The organism is Micromonospora sp. NPDC049114, assembly GCF_040648635.1.
Taxonomy (GTDB): Bacteria; Actinomycetota; Actinomycetes; order Mycobacteriales; family Micromonosporaceae; genus Micromonospora.
The window spans coordinates 313777-332908 of sequence record NZ_JBEZEA010000002.1; the positions used below are offsets into that span (position 1 = coordinate 313777).

The following is a 19132-nucleotide window of genomic DNA, read 5'->3' on the forward strand; positions in this document are numbered from 1 at the left end:
CGTTCCCGCGCGGCCGGCATCTTCTCGCCAGCGTCACGCGAGACGCCTCCAGAGCACTGTGAGCAGTGCGGCGAGGCCCAGGCCGAGCAGCGGGGCGACGCCGATCCCGGCGAGCGTGCAGGCGACCGCGACAAGCGCCGGCGGCATCCAGCACCAGGCGGGCACCCTCCGCGCGGTCCGGCCGCGACGGCGGGCCGCCGCCTCGGTCGCCATCGGCACCACAAGCACCGGCAGCGCGGCGGCCAGCAGCGTCAACCAGGGCAGCACGAGACGGTCGAAGCGCGCCACCGCCAGCAGCCCGCCGAGCACCGCGACGGCGACCATCGCGGGCCGCGCCGGCACCCGCGGCGTCAGGCCGCGCACCGCCAGCGCCCCGGAGTAGGTGGTGGTCAACGCCGCGGCGAAGACGGCCACCGCGACGAACAGATTGGCGTACGCGGCCAGCCCCGACCCGGCGGCGAGGAGCGCGACCACGTCCGCCGAGCCGGTACGCAGCCACAGGCCGGCACCCGCGAGCACACCCAGCAACGCCGGCCCGATCAGCAGCCCCACACACCAGACCAGGTCCCGCCGCCGCGCGAGACCCACGCTGAAGTCCGGCGCCCGCAACGCGAACACCGCCGCGTAGCCGATCAGCGCGGCACCGTCGGCCAGCCCACCGGCGGCGAGACGCACCGGGGCACCGGGCGGCGGCAGCACGGTCAGGCACCAGCCGACAAGCACCACCGCACTGAGCGTGGTGAGCACCGCGACCCGGTTGCCGTACCGGGCCGGCGCCCAGGAGACGGCGAGGACCGCCACCTCCAGCAGCGCCGGCCCGGCCCAGCCCGGCAGGTGCGCCAACGCCGCGAGGGACGCGCCGCCGAGCCCGACGTTGAACCCGTTCCAGCCGATCATCGACACGGTCAGCACGGCCGCCAACAACAGCCGTGAGGTGTCGCCCAGGTACGCGGGCAGCACCGCCGTCAACGTCCCGCCGTCACCGAGCGGCCGGCGCAGGCCGATCCGGCCCTGCCCCCAGAGCAGCGCCGCCATCAGCGCCCCGCCGACCAGCAGCCCGGTCACCGGCACCGCGCCGCCGTGCCGGGCGGCCATCGCCGCGCCGAGCACCAGGGTGGCCGGCGCGGTGCCGATGCCCAGCCAGGCGCCGGCCGCCGACGGCCAGCGCCGTCCGGGTGGGTCATCCCGGGACGACGTCCGCGCGCCGGCCAACCCGCCGTCGGGCAGTCGCTCAGACAACGTGGCGCAGGTAACCGGCGATCGCCTCGTCCAGCACCTGTGCGCCGGGACGCGCCCACACCTCGGCGGAGAAGACCTCCACCTCGATCGGCCCGCGGTAGCCGGCCGCGTCGACCGCCTCGCGCAGCCGGCGCAACTCGATGCACCCGTCGCCGGGCAGCGCCCGGCCGAGCAGCACCCCCTCGGGCAGCGGGGTCACCCAGTCGCAGACCTGGAACGCGGCGATCCGCGCGCCGGCCCGCGCGATCTGCGCGTACACCGTGTCGTCCCACCACACGTGGTACGCGTCGACGACCACGCCGACCACCGCCGGGTCGAACCGCTCGGCGATGTCCAGCGCCTGGCCGAGGGTGGCGATCACGCACCGGTCGGCGGCGAACATCGGGTGCAGCGGCTCGATGGCCAACCGGACGCCGGCCGCCGCCGCGTGCGGGGCCAGCTCGCCGATCGCGTCAGCGACCCGACGGCGGGCGCCGTCGATGTCCCGGCTGCCGGGCTGCAGACCGCCGGAGACCAGCACCAGCTCGGGTGCGCCCAGCGCGGCGGCCTCCTCGATGGCCCGCAGGTTCTCCGTACGCCAGTCGTCGGCGGTGAAGAAGCCGCCCCGGCACAGGGACGTGACGACGAGCCCGGCGTCGCGGACCAGTTTCGCCGAACGGGCCAGCCCGTACCCGGCCACCGGCTCCCGCCACAACCCGATGCCCGGCACGCCGGCCGCCACGCAACCGGCGACCACGTCGGGCAGCGCCCAGTGCTGGGCGGTGGCCTGGTTGAACGAGAACCGTTCCACACTCATTGGGCCACGCCCGCGACGGTGAAGAACGCCCGCGCGCGGGCGGCGGCCAGGTCGGCGTCGGGCAGCAACCCGGCCGCGTCGGCCAGGGTGAGCAGCGTCGCCAGGTGCGCCGGGGACCGCCCGGACTGCGCGCCACCGACCATGGTGAAGTGGTCCTGGTGACCCGCCAGCCAGGCCAGGAACACGATCCCCGTTTTGTAGTGCCAGGTCGGCGCCGCGAACAGGTGCCGGGCCAGCGGCACGGTCGGCGCGAAGATCTCGTCGTACGTCGCCAGGTCGCCCCGGTCGAGGGCGGCCAGCGCGGCGGCGGCGGCCGGTGCGATCGCCGCGAACACCCCGAGCAGCGCGTCCGAGTGGCCCACCTCGTCACCCCGGATCAGCTCCGGGTAGTGGAAGTCGTCGCCGGTGTAGAGGCGTACCCCCGCCGGTAGCCGGCGGCGCAACGCGACCTCCCGGCCGGCGTCCAGCAGTGACACCTTGATGCCGTCCACGGTGGACTGATGCGCCTTGATCAGCTCGACGACCGTGTCGGCGGCCAGGTCCAGATCGGCGGATCCCCAGTATCCGGTCAACGCCGGGTCGAACATCGGGCCCAGCCAGTGCAGCACCACCGGCTCGTCGGCGGCGGTCAGCAGCTCGTCGTACACCCGGAGGTAGTCCTCGGGGCCGCGGGCGGCGGCGGCCAGGTGCCGGCTGCACATCAGCACCGGCCGGGCGCCGGCCGCGCGGACGTCGTCGAGCTGTTCGCGGTACGCGGCGGCGACCGCCGACAGGGTGGCCGGGCCGGGCGGCAGCTGGTCGGTACCGACGCCCGCGACGATCCGGCCGCCCACGGCACGGGCCTCGGCGGCGCTGCGCCGGATCAGCTCCCGGGTGGCCGGGTAGTCCAGGCCCATCCCCCGCTGGGCGGTGTCCATCGCCTCGGCGACCCCCAGCCCGTACGACCACAGGTGCCGCCGGAACGCGAGTGTGGTGTCCCAGTCCACGGCCGCCGGGGCCCCCGGCACGTTCTCCGCGCCCGGGTCGGCGACCACGTGCGCGGCGGCGTACGCGATCCGGCCGGTCGCCGGGGCGGCCGGGCGGGCGAAGCCGGTCCCCCCGGCCAGCCGGTGTCGCCGCCCGCCCGGCAGCACCACGTCGGCGGCGCTCACGCGCGCAGCTCCGGAACCTGGACGCGGACGCCCTCGCGGGCCGCGCGCAGCCCCAGCTCGGCGAGCTGCACGCCGCGCGCGCCGGCCAGGAAGTCCCACTGGAACGGCTCGCCGGCCACGACGTGCCGCAGGAACGCCTCCCACTGCACCCGGAAGCCGTTGTCGAACTCCTCGTTGTCGGGCACCTCGCTCCACTGGGCGCGGAAGTCCTCGGTGACCGGCAGGTCCGGGTTCCACACCGGCTTCGGAGTGACCGCCCGGTGCTGCACCCGACAGTTGCGCAACCCGGCGACGGCGCTGCCCTCGGTGCCGTCGACCTGGAACTCCACCAGCTCGTCGCGGTACACCCGCACGCCCCAGGACGAGTTGATCTGCGCGATGATCCCGCCGTCGAGTTCGAAGATGGCGTACGCGGCGTCGTCGGCGGTGGCCGCGTAGGTGCGGCCGTCCTCGTCGACGCGCTCGGGCACGTGGGTGGCTGTCACGCAGGAGACCGCGTTGACCCGGCCGAACAGCTCCTCCAGGACGTAATGCCAGTGCGGGAACATGTCGGACGTGATCCCGCCGCCGTCCTCGGCCCGGTAGTTCCAGGACGGGCGCTGGGCCGGCTGCCAGTCGCCCTCGAAGACCCAGTAGCCGAACTCCCCCCGCACCGAGAGGATCCGGCCGAAGAAGCCGCCGTCGATGAGCCGTTTGAGCTTGCGCAGACCGGGCAGGAACAGCTTGTCCTGCACGACGCCGGTGCGGATGCCGGCCGCGGCGGCGGCCCGGGCCAGGTCGAGCGCGCCGGCGGTGTCCTCGGCCAGGGGCTTCTCGGTGTAGATGTGCTTGCCGGCCTCGATCGCCTGACGGATCGCCTTCTCCCGCTGCTGGGTGACCTGGGCGTCGAAGTAGATCTCGACGTCGTCCCGGGCCAGCGCCGAGGTCAGGTCGGTGGTCCAGTCTGTGAGGCCGTGCCGTTCGGCGAGCTCGCGGAGCTTCGTCTCGTTGCGCCCGACCAGGACCGGTTCCGGCCAGATGGTCGTGCCGTCGGCCACCGGCACGCCGCCGGACTCGCGGATGGCCAGCAGGGACCGGACGAGGTGCTGGCGGTAGCCCATCCGTCCGGTCACGCCGTTGACGATGATGCCGATGGACCTGCGGGTCATGGTGTTCCTTCCGTCGTGCTGGGTGGTGCCGATCCGCGTTCAGTGGTTGGCGGCCGCGCTGCCGAGCAACCCGCGTAGTTCGGTGGCGAGGCGGTCGAAGCGGGGGTCCGACATCACCTGCGCGTAGTCGCGGTGCGCCGGCAGTTCGACCGCGAAGGTGCGGATGATCCGGCCGGGCCGGGCGCTCATCACCACGACCCGGGTGCCGAGGAAGACCGCCTCGGCGATGGAGTGGGTGACCAGCACGACGGTGGTGCCGGTCTCCCGCCAGATGCGGTGCAGCTCGGCGTTCATCTGCTCCCGGGTCAGCGCGTCCAGGGCGCCGAACGGCTCGTCCATGAGCAGCACCGGCGGGGCGTGCAGCAGCGCGCGGCACAGCGCCACCCGCTGCTGCATGCCGCCGGACAGCTCGTGCGGTAACGCCTTCTCGAAACCGGTCAGGCCGGTCATCTCGATCAGCTCGTCGGCGCGGCGGGCCGCCTGCGCCCGGTCCATGCCGCGCATCTCGGCCTGGAGCAGGATGTTGGCCCGCGCGCCGCGCCACTCGAGCAGCGCGGCCTTCTGAAAGACGAAGCCGATCTCCTTCTGCGGGCCGCGTACCGGGCGCTCCAGCAACGACACCTCGCCGCTGGTGGGCTTGACCAGCCCGGCGACGATCTTCAGCAGGGTGGACTTGCCGCAGCCGGACGGGCCGACGATGGTGACGAACTCCCCCGGCTCGATGTCGAGCGACACGTCGTCGAGGGCTGTGGTCTGCGACCGTCGGGTGGTGAACCGGACGGTCACCCCGGACATTCCGATGGCGGTGCCGGTAGCTGCCGGCGCGGCGCTCACCGGGTCACCCCTGCGCCGCGTACGAGGAGTCCCAGTACGCGTTGGGCGCCCCCGGGTCCTTCAGCTCGGCGTAGCGCGACATCAGGTCGATGGTCTCGGACCACTGGGCCTCGGTGTTGACTCCGGGCGGGCCGTCCCCGCCGAGCAGCGGCAGGTTGAGGGTGAGCTGTTTGGTGAGCACCTCGGGGGCGGGCTCGTTCTCGGCGAGGGCCGCCATGGCGCTCACCGCGCCGGCGGGGTCGCGGGCGGCGTCGGCCCAGGACTTCTGGGTGGCCCGGACGAACTTGCGGGCAAGCTCCGGGTCCTTCTGCAGGGTCTGCGTGTTGGCGATCAGGCCGGTGCCGAGCAGGTTCATCCCGTAGTCGGCGAAGAGCAGCACGTCGACCTTCTTGCCGGTCTTGCTCTCGATGGTCGGGGCCTGGTCGTGGAAGAAGCCCATGATGGCGTCGACCTTGCCCTCGGCGAGCGCGGCGATCTTGCCGGCCGCGTCGACGTTGACCACCTTGACGTCGTTCTTGTTGACGCCGTTCTTCTCCAGCCAGGCCGGGAAGGTCGCGTAGAGGGCGTCGCCGGGCGTACCGCCGACGGTCTTGCCCTTCAGGTCCGCCGGTGTCTTGATGTTCTCCTCGGTGAAGAACTCGACCGAGGAGGGCCCCTTCTCCAGGTACGCGCCGAGGCTGCGCACCGGCATCCCGCTGGCCACGGACTTGAGCAGCACCGGACTGTCGGCCCAGCCGAAGTCGGTCTGCTTCTGGGCGACCTGCTTGACCGTGTTGCCGGAGCCGTTGCCGGGCAGGATCTTCAGGTCGATGCCCTCGGCCGAGTAGTAGCCCTTCTGCAGGCCGTAGTAGAAGGGGGCGTGTTCGCCGTACGGCACCCAGTTGAGGGTGAGGGTGACCTGCTTCTTTCCGTCGGCGCCGGTCGTGCCCGTGGAGTCGTCGGCACCGCAGCCGGTGGCGGCGAGGAGCAGGGCGGTGGTGGCCAGGATGGTGGTGGCGGTGCGTTTCATCGGTGCCTCCGTGATGGGGTCGGTCAGGAGGTGGTGAGGGACACGCCGGCACGGCGGCTGGCGTGCCACGGGATGAGCAGTGCCTCGGCGATCTCGACCAGGACGAACAGGACGATGCCGATGGCGGACATCAGGATCAGGTCGGCGAACAGCAGCGGGGCGTCGAGGTTGCCGTTGGCCAGCAACAGGACGTAGCCGAGCCCTTCGCTGGCCCCGACGAACTCGCCGACCACGGCGCCGACCACGGCGAGGGTGACGGCCACCTTGAGGCCGGCCATCAGGTGCGGCAACGCGTTCGGGAAACGGATCTTGCGGAAGGTGCGCCACGGCCCGGCGCCCATGGTGGCGGAGAGGTCGAGCAGTTCCGGGTCGGTGGACCGCAGGCCGGCCACCCCGGAGATGACCACCGGGAAGAACGCGATGAGCACGGCCAGGATGATCTTCGGGGTGAGGCCGAGACCGAACCAGACCACGAGCAGCGGCGCGATGGCGATCTTCGGGATGACCTGTGCGAACAGGACGATCGGGTAGAGCGCCTTGTCCAGGGTGCGCGAGTAGGCGATGGCGACAGCGGTGGCCAGCCCCAGGGCGGCGGCCAGCACGAAGCCGAGCACCGTCTCGTAGAGCGTGACCATGGTGTGCCGGGCCAGCTCGGACCACTGGCCGGTCATCGTGGTCCAGACCTGGCCGGGAGTGGGCACCAGGTAGTTCGGCACGTACTCCCGGGCGGCGACGAACCACCAGGCGACGAAGAAGGCGACCAGCACCAGGGCCGGTCGCCACAGCGAGTCGGCGACGCCCGCCGCGCGCCGACCGAGCGTCGGGCGTGGTGCACGGCCACCACCGGACGGCGGCTGTGCCACCCCGGACGGACCGTCGACGACTGCCGCACCGATTTTTTCGGGCGCGGAGGCGGCTGCCCGCGCACCGCTCACCTGGTCGGCGGCGGCCGACCGGCCCGCCGTGTCCAAAGAGTTCTCGGTCACGCGGAACCTCCTCGGGGCCCGGCACGGCACTCGTGGAGCGGGCCGGTCGGCGGATCAGGCAAACGCTTTCCTGGAGCGTAGGCGGCCCCCTCACGCCGGGCAAGGCCTTTCCTCGATCTATTCGTCGATCAGCCCGGCCCCGCACGCGCCGGGCCACCGGCGGCCCGCGCACACCCCGCCGTCAGCGAGACAGCGGCGGATCGGGACCCTCCACTCCGGACGGACGACGCGACGAGCGCCGTCAGTCGCCGGCCGGGTAGGTGTCGAGGAGGCCGCACATGCCGAGCCGGCCCCGCTCGACCGGTTCGGGCACCGCGTACACCCCGGCGTCGCCCAGGTGTCCGGGATCCCCCCGCCCGAGGGCGTCGAGCTGCACGGCGGTGTCGGCGGCGGCGCGGCCGGCGCCGGCTTCCCACCGCTGCCGCCACCGCCTGAGCAACGGCTGGCGCAGCGCGATCGCGGCGGCGTGGAACGCGGCCAGCGCCGCCGGCCCGCCGGACCGCAGCGCCGAGAAGCCGGTCACCGCCAGATCCCGCCGGCGGTACGCGGCACGCACGTCCGCGCCCGGCGCTCCCCCGTCGGGCAGCGCCGCCGCCGCGGCGTACGCCGCCGGGTCGGCCAGCACCTCGGGTGGGAAGGTCAGCACCGCGTCGCCGGCCTCGGGCAGGCCGCTGTTCTGCATGAGCACCACGATGCTCAGCCCACCGGTGTTCACCAGGCGGTGCACGGTGCCCGGTTCGAACCAGACCACCGCCCCCGGCCGCAGCGGCGTCTCCCGGAACCCGGCAGTGGTCAGGGTCTGCACCGCGCCCTCGCCGTCGGTCACCACGTACCCCTCGGTGCAGCACAGGTGCACGTGCGGGGTGCCACCGACGACGCCGTCCGGGGCGCCCGTGTCGTAGACGCGCAGCCGGGAGACGCCGATCCCGCCGGGAAGCGCCGCGAAGCGATCGGACATGGCCGGGCCTCCCTGCGGGAAAGGGCTTTCTCTGCGGTACGGTGACGCTAGCCGGCGCGGCGAAACGCCGTCAACAGACCGAGGGGGCGGGCCATGGCGACCCTGTCCGACGTGGCGCGACGCGCGGGCGTCTCACCCGCCACCGCCTCCCGCGTCATCAACGGCAGCAGCAAACCGGTCACCGACGAGCTGCGCGAGCGGGTGCTCGCCGCCGTCGCCGAGTTGCAGTACGTGCCCAACGCGCACGCCCAACTGCTGGCCCGCTCGCACCGCAGCGCGGTAGGCGTGATCGTGCACGACGTCTCCGACCCGTACTTCGCCGAGATCACCCGAGGGCTCCAACGGGTCGCCACGGACCAGGGCCGGCTGCTGATGATCTGCAACAGCTACCGCGACCCGGACCGCGAGCTGGAGTACGTGGAGCTGCTGCGCGGCCACCAGGTGGCGGCGCTGATCCTGGCCGGCTCCGGCTACCACGACGAGGCGTTCACCCGGCAGCTCAACGAGAAGCTCGCCGCGTACGAGGCGACCGGCGGGCGGGTCGCGGTCATCGGTCGCCACGAGCACTCCGGCGACGCCGTCATGCCGGACAACCGGGCCGGTGGTCACCTCGCCGGTCGCGAACTGTGCGAGCTGGGGCACCGGGCGATCGGCGTGGTCGCCGGCCCCCGCATCCTCACCACCACCACCGATCGGCTGGCCGGGCTCCGCCAGGCCCTCGCCGAGCAGGGCCGCGAGCTGCCCGAGCACCGCATCCGGTACGCCGAGTTCGACCGCGACGGCGGCGCCGAGGCCACCGCCCGGCTACTCGACGCCGACGCCGGGCTGACCGCGATCGTGGCCCTCAACGACTCGATGGCCATCGGCGCCCTCGCCACCCTGCGGGCCCGCTCGCTGGCGGTGCCGCGGCAGGTCTCCGTGGTCGGCTTCGACGACATGCCGATCGCCCGGGACGTGACGCCCGCGCTGACCACCGTACGGCTGCCGCTCGTCGACATGGGAGTCCGGGCGATGTCCCTGGTGCTCGGCGCGGAGGCGCCGGCTCCCCGGGTCGAGGTGCTGTCCGCCGAGTTGATCCGCCGGGACACGTCCGGGCCGGCGCCGACCCAGCGGCGCGAGGCGACCGCGTCGGCGCCCCGCGCCCGGCGAGCCGACGCCGCCTCCTGACCGGGCTCGGCCCCGCGGAGTCCGGTCAGGACGGACGGCGTAGCTGGGTTGCGGATCGAGGACGAACCGGCTGCGGTACGTCCTCCCGGCGGCGCGCGAACGAGCAGATCACGGCGCACGGCGCGGCCCGTGCGGGTGGCGGCCGACGCGGGGTCGGCCGCCACCGGGGTGGGTCAGGGCAGGTCGATCGGGCGCAGCACCCGGTCCACGGTGTGCGCGATCTGCCGGTTGCCCTTGTTGACGTCGAACGTGACCACGCGGGCGTCACGGTCGTTGGTGTCGGCGTCGACCAGTCGCAGCTGGCGGAAGATGAACCAGTAGGTGCGGACGTCGACCTTGACGCTCGGGCCGAGGGCGGTGGTCAGCTCCGCGCCGTCGGCCTTGAGGGCCGCCCTGCGGTCGATCGTCGAGCCCGGCACGACGTGGTAGAGCAGCACCGTCTCCACGGTGTCGATACCCAGCCCGGCGACCGCGGCGAACGCGGCGCTCTCCCCGGGCAGCTTCCTGGCCTTGGTCAGCTCCTGCACCAGTTGCTGGAACGCGGCGTCGTTGGGCAGGAACGCGGTCAGTGCGACGGTGCCGTCGGTGAGGACCTTCACCGGCGAGTCCGGCTTGGCCTCGAGCACCGCCAGCACGGCCGCGGTCAGGACGTCGAAGTCCCGCGAGTTGCGGTCGAAGCCGCTCGTGTCCTTCGTGAGCACCTGGGCGAGCGACGTCGTGCCGAGCGGCTTGGCCTTACCGGTCGCCTGGGCCGGCACGGCCACTGCGGTGGTGGCGAGCGCGGTGGCCACGGCGCCCACCGCCATCCGGGCGGCGAATCGTGCGATCTTCATCAGCGGGCCTTTCGTCGAAGCGACGGATCCGTGACGTCTCGTCACGACACATGCTTCGCGGCCGGCACACCGCCCGGATGCAGCCGTCGCCGGGAAAGTTCGGCAGCCGAAATCCGGTGTCCCCGCCCGGGCGCCCCGCGTAGCCTGCGCCGGTGCTGATCCGTGACTTCGACGACCAGGACTGGTCGCACGTGTGGCCGATGATCGAGGACGTGGTCCGGGCACAGGAGACCTTCCCCTACGACCCGGACATGACCGCGGACACGGCGTACCGCGTCTGGGTGGAGGCCCCGCCCGGCCGGACCGTCGTCGCGGTCGACGGCGAGCGGGTGCTCGGCACGGCGAAGATGGGCACCAACCGGCCCGGGCCGGGCGCGCACGTGTCCACCGCCAGTTTCCTGGTCGCCGCCGACGCGCGGGGCCGGGGTGTGGGCACCGCGCTGTGCCGCGACGCCCTGACCTGGGCACGGCGCCGGGGGTACGCAGGCATGCAGTTCAACGCAGTGGTGCAGACCAACCGGGTGGCGGTCGAGCTGTACCGCAGGGAGGGCTTCGACGTGGTCGGCACCGTGTCGGGCGCCTTCTGCCACCCCACCCTCGGCCGGGTCGGTCTGCACGTCATGTACCAGGAGTTCTGACCGCCCCCGCCGGTGGTCAGCCGGCCTGACCCACCGGGACGGCCGGAGGCGACAGATGTGTCTGCGCGCCAGCGCGGCGGATCGGGGTGAACAGCCCGCCGACGGCGACCAGCAGGCAGCCCGCTCCGGCCGCGAACGCGACAGCCGCGACGCCGTACCGGCCGGCGGCCCAGGTCAGGATGGCGGCGCCGGCCGGCCCGAGGGCGTAGTGCGTGCTCCAGAACGCCGAGGTGACCCGGCCGAGCAGATGGTCGGGGGTGATCTCCTGGCGCAGCGACATCGAGCAGATCCCGCCGACGCTGAGACAGCACAGGTAGACGGCGGTGAGCGTGGTGACCGCCGGCACTGTCGTCGCCATGCCGGCGCCCGCCACCGCGAACCCGCAGACGGCGTGCGCGCCGATCCAGGTGGCGCCGAAGCCACGCCGACGGCGCAGCGGGGCCACCAGCAGCGCCCCGGCGACAGTGCCCAGCGCCGCCAGGCCGAGCACCGCGCCGACCGTGCGTTCGGTGCCGCCGAGGTCGTGCGTGACGTGGTAGATCAGCACATCGGTGAAGCCGTAGGTCAGGAAGATGAACACCGACAGCAGGACGGTCAGCGCGCGGAGCACGGGCTGTCGCCACAGGAACCGCGCCCCGGCCAGGAACTCGGCCAGCGGGCGCTCCCGCGGCACCGCGACGTCGGCGGCCGGAGCGCTGCGCAAGCGGATGAGCCGCAGGCCGGCCGCCGAGAGCGCGAAGCTCGCCGCGTTGACGGCGATGGCGACCGCCGGACCGAAGCGGGCCGACACCACGCCGGCGAGCAGCGGTCCGAGGACGGCGGCCGCCGCGAACGTCGCCTGGAGGCGGCCGTTGGCCTCGGTGAGCCGGTCGGAGTCGACGAGGTTGCGCACCGCGGTCACCGCCGCGACCTGGAACAGCATGCCGGCCGCCTCGCAGATCGGCAGCACGACGAAGAGCAGCCAGACCTGCGGGCCCGCGAGCCAGGCCAGCGGCACCAGGGCGTAGAGGACCAGACGGGCCAGGTCCGCGACGATCATCAGCGTACGGCGGTCGTACCTGTCGACCAGCACCCCGCCGAAGATCCCGGCGACCACCGACGCCGCGCCGGCGACTGCGGTGAGCAGGCCCATCTGCGCCACCGACCCGGTCGCCTGCAACACCAGCAGCGGCACCGCCAGGTAGGCGAACGCGTCACCGGCCGCGGAGAGCGACTGCGCGATCCAGTACGTGCCGAAGGAGCGGTCCCGCCACAGCGGAGCCCGCCGAGGGCTGGCAGCTCGGCTCATCCCGTCGAGGGTAGTGGCCCTCGCAGCGCCGTGCCGACCGTCACACCGGGCCGATGTCACGAACCGGTCGGCGTACCGCATCTCGTGGTCGTCACCTCGATCGGCGAGGGACGGCGAGCGGAGAGGCACCACGATGAGCACAGCACAGACCCCGCACCGGGTCGTGATCCTGGGCGCGGGCTACGCGGGCATGGCCACGGCGATCCAACTCGCGGCGCGCACCCGGCGACGCTCCGACGTGCGGGTGACCGTGGTGAACGCGCAGGAACGGTTCACCGAGCGGTTGCGGCTGCACATGACGGCGACCGGACAGGACGTCGCCGAGCTGACCATCCCCACCCTGCTGGCGGAAACCGGCGCGAGGTTCGTCCGCGGCTGGGTGACGGCTGTGGACGCGCACGCGCGGACCGTCCGGGTCGACGACAGCCAGGTGCTGCACTACGACACCCTCGTCTACGGGCTGGGCAGCGTCGCCGACACGGCAGCGGTGCCGGGCGCGCAGGAGCACGCGTACACCCTGGACAGCCCGGCGGACGCGGCGGCGCTCGCCGACCGGCTGGCGCGGCTCGGCGCGGGCACCGTCGTCGTCGCCGGCAGCGGGCTGACGGGCGTCGAGGCGGCGGCCGAGATCGCCGAGCGGCACCCGGAACTGACTGTCGTGCTCGTCGGCCAGCGGGAGCCCGGGGCGGGCATGAACGCGAAGGCACGGGCCTACCTGCGTCACGCCCTCACGCGCCTGGGCGTCCAGGTGCACACCGGCGCGGCGGTGACGCGGGTGCTGCCGGACGGGGTCGAACTGGCCGACGGGCGGACGGTGGCCGCCGCGGTCGTGCTCTGGACCGGCGGCACGCGGGTGTCGCCGCTGGCAGCAGCCGCGGGGCTGACCGTCGACGATCGCGGTCGCGTCGTCACCGACGCGACGCTGCGCTCGGTCTCACATCCGGACGTGTACGCGGTGGGCGACGCCGCGGCGGTCCGGCAGGGCTACGGCGTTCTGCACGGCACGTGCCAGAGCGGCATGCCGACAGGTGTGCACGTCGGGGTGTCGATCGCCCGCAGCGTGCGGGGTCGACAGCCGCAGCCGTTCCGCTTCGGCTACTACCACACACCGGTGAGCCTGGGACGGCATGACGCCCTCGTGCAGTTCACCCACCCCGACGACAGCCCGCGCCGGCTGTGCCTCACCGGCCGTACCGCCGTCTGGTACAAGGAGACGGTGAGTGCCTCCCCCTGGCCGACGTACCGTCGCATGTCGCGGATGCCGGCGTCCGGCGCGTTCTGGCCGCGCGGTGGCCGCTTCACCCGCCTGCGGGACGCGCGGTGACCCGGCCCGGCGACGGCGCCGACCAGCAGGTGTTCCACCTCCACCGCAACCTGCTGTTCGCGGTGGCCTACCGCGTCCTCGGTAGTGCGGCCGACGCCGAGGACGCGGTGCAGGACGCCTGGATCGCCTGGTCGGCGGCCGACCGTTCGCAGGTCGCCGACCCGAGGGCGTACCTGGCGCGGATCGTGTCGAACGTGGCGTTGCAGCGTCTGCGCTCGGCCCAGCGTCAACGCGAGACCTACGTGGGGCCGTGGTTGCCGGAGCCGATCCTCACCAGCGGTGACACCGCCGACGCCGTCACGGACGTCGAGTCGGTGTCGATGGCCATGCTGGTCGTGCTGGAGACACTCAGCCCACTGGAGCGAGCGGTGTTCGTCCTGCGGGAGGTCTTCGACTTCAGCCACGCCGAGATCGCGGAGGCGGTGGAGCGCTCCGAGGCCGCGGTGCGCCAGGCCGCGCACCGCGCCCGCGAGCACGTCCGGGCCCGACGTCCCCGCTTCCCGGCGGATCGCGCCCGCCAGCGCGGGGTCACCGAACGGTTCGTCGCCGCCGCCACCGGTGGGGACATCAACACCCTCCTGGAGTTGCTGTCCCCGGACGTCACGCTGTGGACCGACGGCGGAGGCAAGGTCCGCCAGGCCCTGCGGCCGATCGTGGGCGCCCGCACGGTGGCCACCTGGTTCGCCGCCATCGGCACGGTGCCCTACCAGGGTGTCCAGCCCGCCGACATGACAGTCGCGTTGGCCGAGATCAACGGCGGGCCGGGCGTGGTGTTCCGCGGCGCGGGCCGGGTGATCGCCACCGTCACCCTCGATGTCGACGCCGACGGTCGGGTCGCCGCCATCCACAACGTCGCCAATCCCGACAAGCTGCGGGCCGTCGCCACCGGCGCCGCCCACGACGTCTGGTCGTCCTGAAACGGCCCCGGGGAGGGACTCCCGGGGCCGTTTCAGGGGCGTACGCGCAGCGGGTCAGCCCTGGCGCAGCGGCGCGAGCGCGGCGCTCCAGGCCACGACCTGGTCGAGGGTCACGTTGAGCGCGTCCCGCTGGTGGTCGTTGGGCTTGAAGACGCTGAAGTTCTCGAAGTCGGTGAAGAGGGACAGCGCGACCTGCGAGCGCACGTCGGCCATCTGCAGCTCACCGGCGATCAGGCGCAGGTGCTCGACGGCCCGGGCGCCGCCGACCGAGCCGTAGCTGACGAAGCCGACCGCCTTGTTGTTCCACTCCGCGTAGAGGAAGTCGATGGCGTTCTTCAGCGCACCCGAGGTCGAGTGGTTGTATTCGGGCGTCACCATCACGAATCCGTCGAACGACGCGATGGTCTCGGCCCAGCGCAGCGTGTGCGGCTGGCTGTACTGACCCATCGCGGGCGGGTACGCCTCGTCGAGGTGCGGCAGCTTGTAGTCGAGCAGGTCGATCAGCTCGAACTGCGCGTCGGTGCGCTGCTGGGCGATCTCGTGGACCCAACGGGCGACGGCTTCGCCGTTGCGCCCCGGGCGGGTGCTTCCGAGGATGATCCCGATCCTGGTCATGGCTGCGCCTTTCAGTGGTCCGAACCTGGCGCCGGAACGCTAGCCGGTCCTTGCTTGGTCAAGCAAATGACGGACCTATGGGCGTGATCACACGCTGGGTAAGCAATTGCTCAATCAAGCAACTACGCTGGGACCATGACCGACCCCACCGCAGAGCCGCTGCGGCCCCTCGACTCCGACGAGGAGGCGCTCGTCCGCGCCCTGGGCCGGGTGATGTACGTGATGCCCCGCACGATCGACGCCGACATGGTCAGCGACCGGCAGCTGCCGCTCACCGAGTACACCGCCCTGATGAACCTCTCCGAGGCGCCGGACCGGCGGATGCGCATGCATGAGCTGGCGGCGGCCTGCTACCTCTCCCTGAGCGGCATGACCCGGACGATCATCCGGCTGGAGACGCAGGGCCTGGTCAGGCGGGAGCGGTGCGAGGAGGATGCGCGCGGCTGGAACGCGGTGCTCACCGACGCGGGCTTCGCCCGGCTCCAGGAGTCCTGGCCCAGCCACCTCGCCGCCGTACGCCGGCGGTTCCTGCGCCACTTCGAGGGCCTCGACCTGGCCCAGCTGGCCCGCGCGTTCGGGCGCGCGGGAGCAGTCGACTAGCTGGTTCGTCGAGGTGATTCAGCCCGCCGGTCACCGGTCGGCGGCCGGCGCCGCCTCCCCCTGCTCGACCTCCTGAATGAGTTGCTTGAGGTGGGCGATCTCGACGCGCAGGGCCGCCCGACCGGCAGCGGTGAGCGTCACCCAGGTGCGCGGGCGCTTGCCCTCGTAGCCCTTCTCGATCTGGATCAGCTCGGCCTTCTCCAGGACGGTCAGGTGCTGCCCGAGGTTGCCTGCGGTCAACTGCAGGGTGGTGCGCAGGAAGCCGAACTCGACCTGGCGAGCCTGGTGCGCGATGGCCAGGATGCCCAGCCGGACGCGCTGGTGGACCACGTCGTCGAGACCGTTGGTGGGATGGTCGGTCATCGCGCCGGAACCTCGGTGCTCGGCTTGAACAGGGCGAACGCGGCACTGCCGAGCAGCAGCAGCGCCGCCGGGACGAGCAGGTGCGGCAGGAAGAACCACCGCGAGGTCGAGTGGATGACCTGGCTGCCCTGCACCAGCACGATCGCCAGGTAGACGAGGGTGTACGCCAGCAGTGCCCGGTTGCGTTCGACCCACGCGAGCACCAGCAGCGCCAGCGCGATGACCGCGATGGGACTGGCCAGCCCGTTGACGAGCCACGCCGTCGGCCCGACCTCGATCTCGACCGGGTCGACGGAGAAGGGGTCGGCGGGGACGGGGACGAGCGGGTGGTACGTCAGCCAGATCGACACGGCGGCCATCAGAGCGGCCAACGCGACGCCGACGACGACGTAGGGGCGGATCGGGGTGCCCACGCCACGTCGTCGGGACTGCTTGACGTAGAAGCCGGCGATCGCCACGTACGCGAGCACCAGCGCGACGGTCCAGTATCCGAGCTGCGTCGGACTGGGCTCCATGCAGACCGTCTGCCCTTGACGGGACCGGCAGGTGCCGAACAGGTCGAGGTAGGGGGCGTACCGGTAGACGGGTATCGCGACCAGGGTGACCGCCGCGAGAACCAGCAGCGGAAACCAGGTGCCGCGCTGGGCGACATGGACCTGGCGGGTCAGGTCGCGCACGGCCGCCAACAGCTCGCGAGGGCCGTCTGCCTGCGGAGCGGATTCGTGTGTCATGAAGTTAGCTTTGCATTACAGACCTATCCGCGCAAGAGAGTGCGCAAACATCTCCCGAACCGTGCCCAGACAGCACCGAGGGCGTGTGTCGAAGTCCCCGGTTCAGGATTTCGACACACGCCCCGGACAGGCCGAGCCGCCGACGTGACGGTCTAGGCGTTGGCCACCAGCCGCCAGCGGTTGTCCGCGCTGCCGTTGTCGGAGTCCTGGACGGCCTGCGCGCCACGCGCGGTGGACCCGTTGAGGATGCCGAGCAGCTTGCCGCTGTTGACGTTGCGGATCTTGTAGGTGCCGTCGCCGTTGTCCACCAGGGTCCACCGGTGGTCGGCGGTGCCGTTGTCGGCCCACTGCAGGACGCGGGCGTTGTCGGCGGTGGACATGTTCTCCACGCCGAGGACCTTGCCGCTGTTGACGTTGCGGAACCGGACGGCGTTGCCGTCGGTCACCACCACCCAGTTGTGGTCGGCGGTGCCGCTGTCGTCCCACTGCAGAGCCAGCCCACCGTCCGCGGTGGACATGTTCTGGATGCCGAGCACCATCCCGCTGCCGACGTTGACCAGCCGGTGGCTGCCCCCACCACTGCTGCCACTGGTGTTCCAGTAGACGGTGTAGTTGAAGCCGTGGGCGTCCTGGAACGGCCCGAGGTTGACGGTGGACCCGTTCGCGGTGGCGGTGAACGCCAACGAGCTGGTGCTGGTCCGCGCGATGGACGAGACGTTGAGTGCCGGCGGCGCGCTCAGCGTGGTGTTGCCGTAGTTGCCACTGAGCACGCTCGGGCCGTAGGTGACGGCGGCGATGCTGGGGTTGTCGTTGGTCGGCTGCACGACGACACGCATCGGCAGACGCACCGTGATGGTGTCACCGGCGGCCCAGGTACGCGTGACGGTGGCGTAGCTGCCGGGCGTCGTGGTGACGGACTGCGCCACACCGTTGACGCTGATCGTCGCGCCGCTGGTCCACGCCGGAATGCGGACGCGGACGCTCCACGAGCCGCTCATCGTGCCGCCGAGGGTGAGCGTGGTGGTGTCGCTCACCGGGTACGTGGTGCTCTGCGTGACCGTGATCCCTCGCTGCGACCAGTCCAGCTCCGAGGGCACGAACAGGTTCACGGTGAGCGTCGTGCCGCTGTAGAAGTAGATGGAGTCCATCAACTTCGTGTTGATCTCCACGCCGGTGCCCTGGCAGCACCAGAACGAGTTGTAGTCGGTGCTCCAGGTGCCGCCACCCCACGCCGGGCCCACACCCCGCCGGCCGCCCGGCTTGAGCGGGGTGAAGTAGGTGATGTGACCGTGGCTGTCGGCCGGGTTCTGCGCGCCGATCAGGTGGTTGATCGTCGCGCGCTCGTAGTAGTCGAAGTAGTCGGTCCGGTTCGGGTCGAGCAGCCACAGCTCCCGCGTCAGCTTGAGCATGTTGTAGGTGTTGCACTGCTCGCAGGTGTCGTTGCTGAGGTATCCGGCGATCGCGTTGGGCGCCCGGAAGTGCTCGGCCTGGCTGTTGCCGCCGATGACATAGGAGTGCGCCCGGACGGTGATGTTCCACGCGTTGCTGGCGATGTCCCGGTAGCGGGTCGTCCCGGTGGCCTTGAACTCGCGGGCCGCGCCCACCCACTTGGGCACCTGCGTGTTGGCGTGCAGTCCGTTGAGCTGGTCGGAGTTGGAGGCCAGGGGGTTGAACACGGCGGCGTGGTCGAACCGCTGGGCGGTGGTGAGCCACCGGCTGTCACCGGTCTGCTGGTAGATGTCGGTGAGCACCTCGTTCATGCCGCCGAACTCGGTGCCGAGCATCGACTGCATCTGGCTGGAGCTGAGCCGGGACGTGCGGGTGTCGACCCAGCCGGCGAGGGCCAGCAGCACCGTACGGGCCTGCGTGTTGCCGGTGTAGCGCCAGACGTCGAGCAGGCCGGCGAGCGTCTTGTGGATGCAGTAGTAGGGCACGTTGCCGTTGGACAGCGTGCGCGCTTCGAGCGCGGTGAAGTCGGACTCCGGGAAGCCGGAGAGGTATCCCGAACCGAACCCGGCCGCGCCGTTGTTCGCCTGGCACTTGGCCATCTCGGCGACCATGTAGTTCGCCTTGTCCCGGCAGGTGGTGTCGCCCAGCACCGCGTAGGCCTGCGCCCACGCGGTCAGGAAGTGCCCCTGCATGTGGGTCCGGAACGGGAAGTTCGGCGCATCCCAGCCACCGTTGGTGGCGGCGCCGTTGGTGGAGAGCCGGTGGTTGGCGCGGAAGTTGTAGAGCATCCGGTCGACGTCGACGAAGCGCAGGTAGTTCAGGGTGCGGGTCTGGTTGTCGAGCCAGCGGCCGGCGGTCAGTCGCACCTGACCGAGCTCGAAGGGGTAGGCGCCGACGCCGATGTCCGACCGCGCTGGCGGGACCTCGGCAGCGGCGGCGGGGCCCGCGCCGAGCGTCGTGGCTCCGGTGGCGGAGAGCACGGCGGTGGCGCCGGCGGCCTGCAGCACGCGGCGTCGGCTGAGGGGCAGGGACGACATGGGACCTCCAGATGAGCGCTACCGGCGACGGGGCGACAACCGGGCGGGA

General features: G+C 72.3%; 19 protein-coding genes. 5 read left to right on the top strand and 14 right to left on the bottom strand.

Annotated features, from left to right (window positions below; translation table 11 throughout):
• Window positions 1-33 precede the first annotated feature (33 nt).
• The 8 genes from AB0B39_RS09075 to AB0B39_RS09110 all read right to left on the bottom strand — a co-directional run bounded on the left by AB0B39_RS09075 (window position 34) and on the right by AB0B39_RS09110 (window position 8121).
• On the bottom strand, window positions 34-1239 hold the full coding sequence (locus AB0B39_RS09075) for a hypothetical protein (protein WP_357573943.1): 1206 nt from the start codon (window positions 1237-1239) through the stop codon (window positions 34-36).
• Window positions 1232-2035, bottom strand: coding sequence for a sugar phosphate isomerase/epimerase family protein (locus AB0B39_RS09080; protein ID WP_357573944.1), 804 nt, complete (start codon window positions 2033-2035; stop codon window positions 1232-1234). The genes AB0B39_RS09075 and AB0B39_RS09080 overlap by 8 nt, the downstream gene beginning before the upstream one ends.
• The gene (locus AB0B39_RS09085) at window positions 2032-3186 is read right to left on the bottom strand and encodes a dihydrodipicolinate synthase family protein (protein ID WP_357573945.1); all 1155 of its coding nucleotides are present in this window, start codon (window positions 3184-3186) and stop codon (window positions 2032-2034) included. Before AB0B39_RS09085 ends, AB0B39_RS09080 begins: the two co-directional genes overlap by 4 nt.
• Entirely contained in the window at window positions 3183-4334 is a 1152-nt protein-coding gene (locus AB0B39_RS09090) for a Gfo/Idh/MocA family oxidoreductase (RefSeq protein WP_357497274.1), read from the bottom strand. The genes AB0B39_RS09085 and AB0B39_RS09090 overlap by 4 nt, the downstream gene beginning before the upstream one ends.
• A 39-nt stretch (window positions 4335-4373) precedes the next feature.
• Window positions 4374-5168, bottom strand: coding sequence for an ABC transporter ATP-binding protein (locus AB0B39_RS09095; protein WP_234582529.1), 795 nt, complete (start codon window positions 5166-5168; stop codon window positions 4374-4376).
• Window positions 5169-5172: 4 nt separating this feature from the next.
• Window positions 5173-6177 (bottom strand): ABC transporter substrate-binding protein, encoded by a 1005-nt coding sequence (locus tag AB0B39_RS09100; protein ID WP_357497276.1) that lies wholly within the window; start codon window positions 6175-6177, stop codon window positions 5173-5175.
• 23 nt (window positions 6178-6200) lie between these two features.
• The gene (locus AB0B39_RS09105) at window positions 6201-7163 is read right to left on the bottom strand and encodes an ABC transporter permease (RefSeq protein WP_357573946.1); all 963 of its coding nucleotides are present in this window, start codon (window positions 7161-7163) and stop codon (window positions 6201-6203) included.
• Window positions 7164-7404: 241 nt separating this feature from the next.
• On the bottom strand, window positions 7405-8121 hold the full coding sequence (locus tag AB0B39_RS09110; protein ID WP_357573947.1) for a cupin domain-containing protein: 717 nt from the start codon (window positions 8119-8121) through the stop codon (window positions 7405-7407).
• A gap of 93 nt (window positions 8122-8214) precedes the next feature.
• Here AB0B39_RS09110 and AB0B39_RS09115 point away from each other — a divergent pair, with 93 nt between their 5' ends.
• On the top strand, window positions 8215-9288 hold the full coding sequence (locus AB0B39_RS09115) for a LacI family DNA-binding transcriptional regulator (protein WP_357573948.1): 1074 nt from the start codon (window positions 8215-8217) through the stop codon (window positions 9286-9288).
• Window positions 9289-9461: 173 nt separating this feature from the next.
• Here AB0B39_RS09115 and AB0B39_RS09120 read toward each other — a convergent pair whose 3' ends face one another.
• Window positions 9462-10121, bottom strand: a complete 660-nt coding sequence (locus AB0B39_RS09120) for a fasciclin domain-containing protein (RefSeq protein ID WP_357497283.1) — start codon at window positions 10119-10121, stop codon at window positions 9462-9464.
• 152 nt (window positions 10122-10273) lie between these two features.
• On the opposite strand from AB0B39_RS09120, the gene AB0B39_RS09125 reads away from it, so the two are divergent.
• Complete coding sequence (locus AB0B39_RS09125; RefSeq protein ID WP_357573949.1) at window positions 10274-10759, top strand: GNAT family N-acetyltransferase; 486 nt, start codon at window positions 10274-10276, stop codon at window positions 10757-10759.
• Between the two features lie 16 nt (window positions 10760-10775).
• Here the strand turns inward: AB0B39_RS09125 and AB0B39_RS09130 are convergent, their stop codons facing one another.
• Window positions 10776-12047 carry an MFS transporter gene (locus AB0B39_RS09130; protein WP_357497287.1) on the bottom strand — a complete coding sequence of 424 codons (1272 nt, stop codon included), beginning with the start codon at window positions 12045-12047 and terminating at the stop codon, window positions 10776-10778.
• Between the two features lie 133 nt (window positions 12048-12180).
• Between AB0B39_RS09130 and AB0B39_RS09135 the strand changes: the two genes are divergently transcribed.
• On the top strand, window positions 12181-13371 hold the full coding sequence (locus AB0B39_RS09135) for an FAD-dependent oxidoreductase (protein WP_357573950.1): 1191 nt from the start codon (window positions 12181-12183) through the stop codon (window positions 13369-13371).
• On the top strand, window positions 13368-14288 hold the full coding sequence (locus tag AB0B39_RS09140; RefSeq protein ID WP_357573951.1) for an RNA polymerase sigma-70 factor: 921 nt from the start codon (window positions 13368-13370) through the stop codon (window positions 14286-14288). Before AB0B39_RS09135 ends, AB0B39_RS09140 begins: the two co-directional genes overlap by 4 nt.
• Window positions 14289-14342: 54 nt before the next feature.
• Here the strand turns inward: AB0B39_RS09140 and AB0B39_RS09145 are convergent, their stop codons facing one another.
• On the bottom strand, window positions 14343-14903 hold the full coding sequence (locus tag AB0B39_RS09145; RefSeq protein WP_234582539.1) for an NAD(P)H-dependent oxidoreductase: 561 nt from the start codon (window positions 14901-14903) through the stop codon (window positions 14343-14345).
• A 135-nt stretch (window positions 14904-15038) separates the two neighbouring features.
• Between AB0B39_RS09145 and AB0B39_RS09150 the strand changes: the two genes are divergently transcribed.
• On the top strand, window positions 15039-15503 hold the full coding sequence (locus tag AB0B39_RS09150) for a MarR family transcriptional regulator (RefSeq protein WP_357573952.1): 465 nt from the start codon (window positions 15039-15041) through the stop codon (window positions 15501-15503).
• Between the two features lie 30 nt (window positions 15504-15533).
• On the opposite strand, the gene AB0B39_RS09155 is transcribed toward AB0B39_RS09150, so the two are convergent.
• From AB0B39_RS09155 to AB0B39_RS09165, 3 genes are all read right to left on the bottom strand, one after another.
• Window positions 15534-15866: a transcriptional regulator gene (locus AB0B39_RS09155; RefSeq protein ID WP_234582541.1), complete on the bottom strand. Its 333-nt coding sequence runs from the start codon at window positions 15864-15866 to the stop codon at window positions 15534-15536.
• Complete coding sequence (locus tag AB0B39_RS09160; protein WP_357497292.1) at window positions 15863-16597, bottom strand: hypothetical protein; 735 nt, start codon at window positions 16595-16597, stop codon at window positions 15863-15865. The genes AB0B39_RS09155 and AB0B39_RS09160 overlap by 4 nt, the downstream gene beginning before the upstream one ends.
• Window positions 16598-16749: 152 nt before the next feature.
• Window positions 16750-19083: a beta-L-arabinofuranosidase domain-containing protein gene (locus AB0B39_RS09165; RefSeq protein WP_357573953.1), complete on the bottom strand. Its 2334-nt coding sequence runs from the start codon at window positions 19081-19083 to the stop codon at window positions 16750-16752.
• Window positions 19084-19132 lie beyond the last annotated feature (49 nt).

Excerpts from the sequence above, each read along its gene's own strand:
- AB0B39_RS09145 (WP_234582539.1), bottom strand. The coding sequence starts at position 14,903 with ATGACCAGGATCGGGATCATCCTCGGAAGCACCCGCCCGGGGCGCAAC.
- AB0B39_RS09155 (WP_234582541.1), bottom strand. The coding sequence starts at position 15,866 with ATGACCGACCATCCCACCAACGGTCTCGACGACGTGGTCCACCAGCGC.
- AB0B39_RS09150 (WP_357573952.1), top strand. The coding sequence starts at position 15,039 with ATGACCGACCCCACCGCAGAGCCGCTGCGGCCCCTCGACTCCGACGAG.
- AB0B39_RS09135 (WP_357573950.1), top strand. The coding sequence starts at position 12,181 with ATGAGCACAGCACAGACCCCGCACCGGGTCGTGATCCTGGGCGCGGGC.
- AB0B39_RS09100 (WP_357497276.1), bottom strand. The coding sequence starts at position 6,177 with ATGAAACGCACCGCCACCACCATCCTGGCCACCACCGCCCTGCTCCTC.
- AB0B39_RS09130 (WP_357497287.1), bottom strand. The coding sequence starts at position 12,047 with ATGAGCCGAGCTGCCAGCCCTCGGCGGGCTCCGCTGTGGCGGGACCGC.
- AB0B39_RS09080 (WP_357573944.1), bottom strand. The coding sequence starts at position 2,035 with ATGAGTGTGGAACGGTTCTCGTTCAACCAGGCCACCGCCCAGCACTGG.
- AB0B39_RS09160 (WP_357497292.1), bottom strand. The coding sequence starts at position 16,597 with ATGACACACGAATCCGCTCCGCAGGCAGACGGCCCTCGCGAGCTGTTG.
- AB0B39_RS09090 (WP_357497274.1), bottom strand. The coding sequence starts at position 4,334 with ATGACCCGCAGGTCCATCGGCATCATCGTCAACGGCGTGACCGGACGG.
- AB0B39_RS09110 (WP_357573947.1), bottom strand. The coding sequence starts at position 8,121 with ATGTCCGATCGCTTCGCGGCGCTTCCCGGCGGGATCGGCGTCTCCCGG.
- AB0B39_RS09120 (WP_357497283.1), bottom strand. The coding sequence starts at position 10,121 with ATGAAGATCGCACGATTCGCCGCCCGGATGGCGGTGGGCGCCGTGGCC.
- AB0B39_RS09115 (WP_357573948.1), top strand. The coding sequence starts at position 8,215 with ATGGCGACCCTGTCCGACGTGGCGCGACGCGCGGGCGTCTCACCCGCC.
- AB0B39_RS09165 (WP_357573953.1), bottom strand. The coding sequence starts at position 19,083 with ATGTCGTCCCTGCCCCTCAGCCGACGCCGCGTGCTGCAGGCCGCCGGC.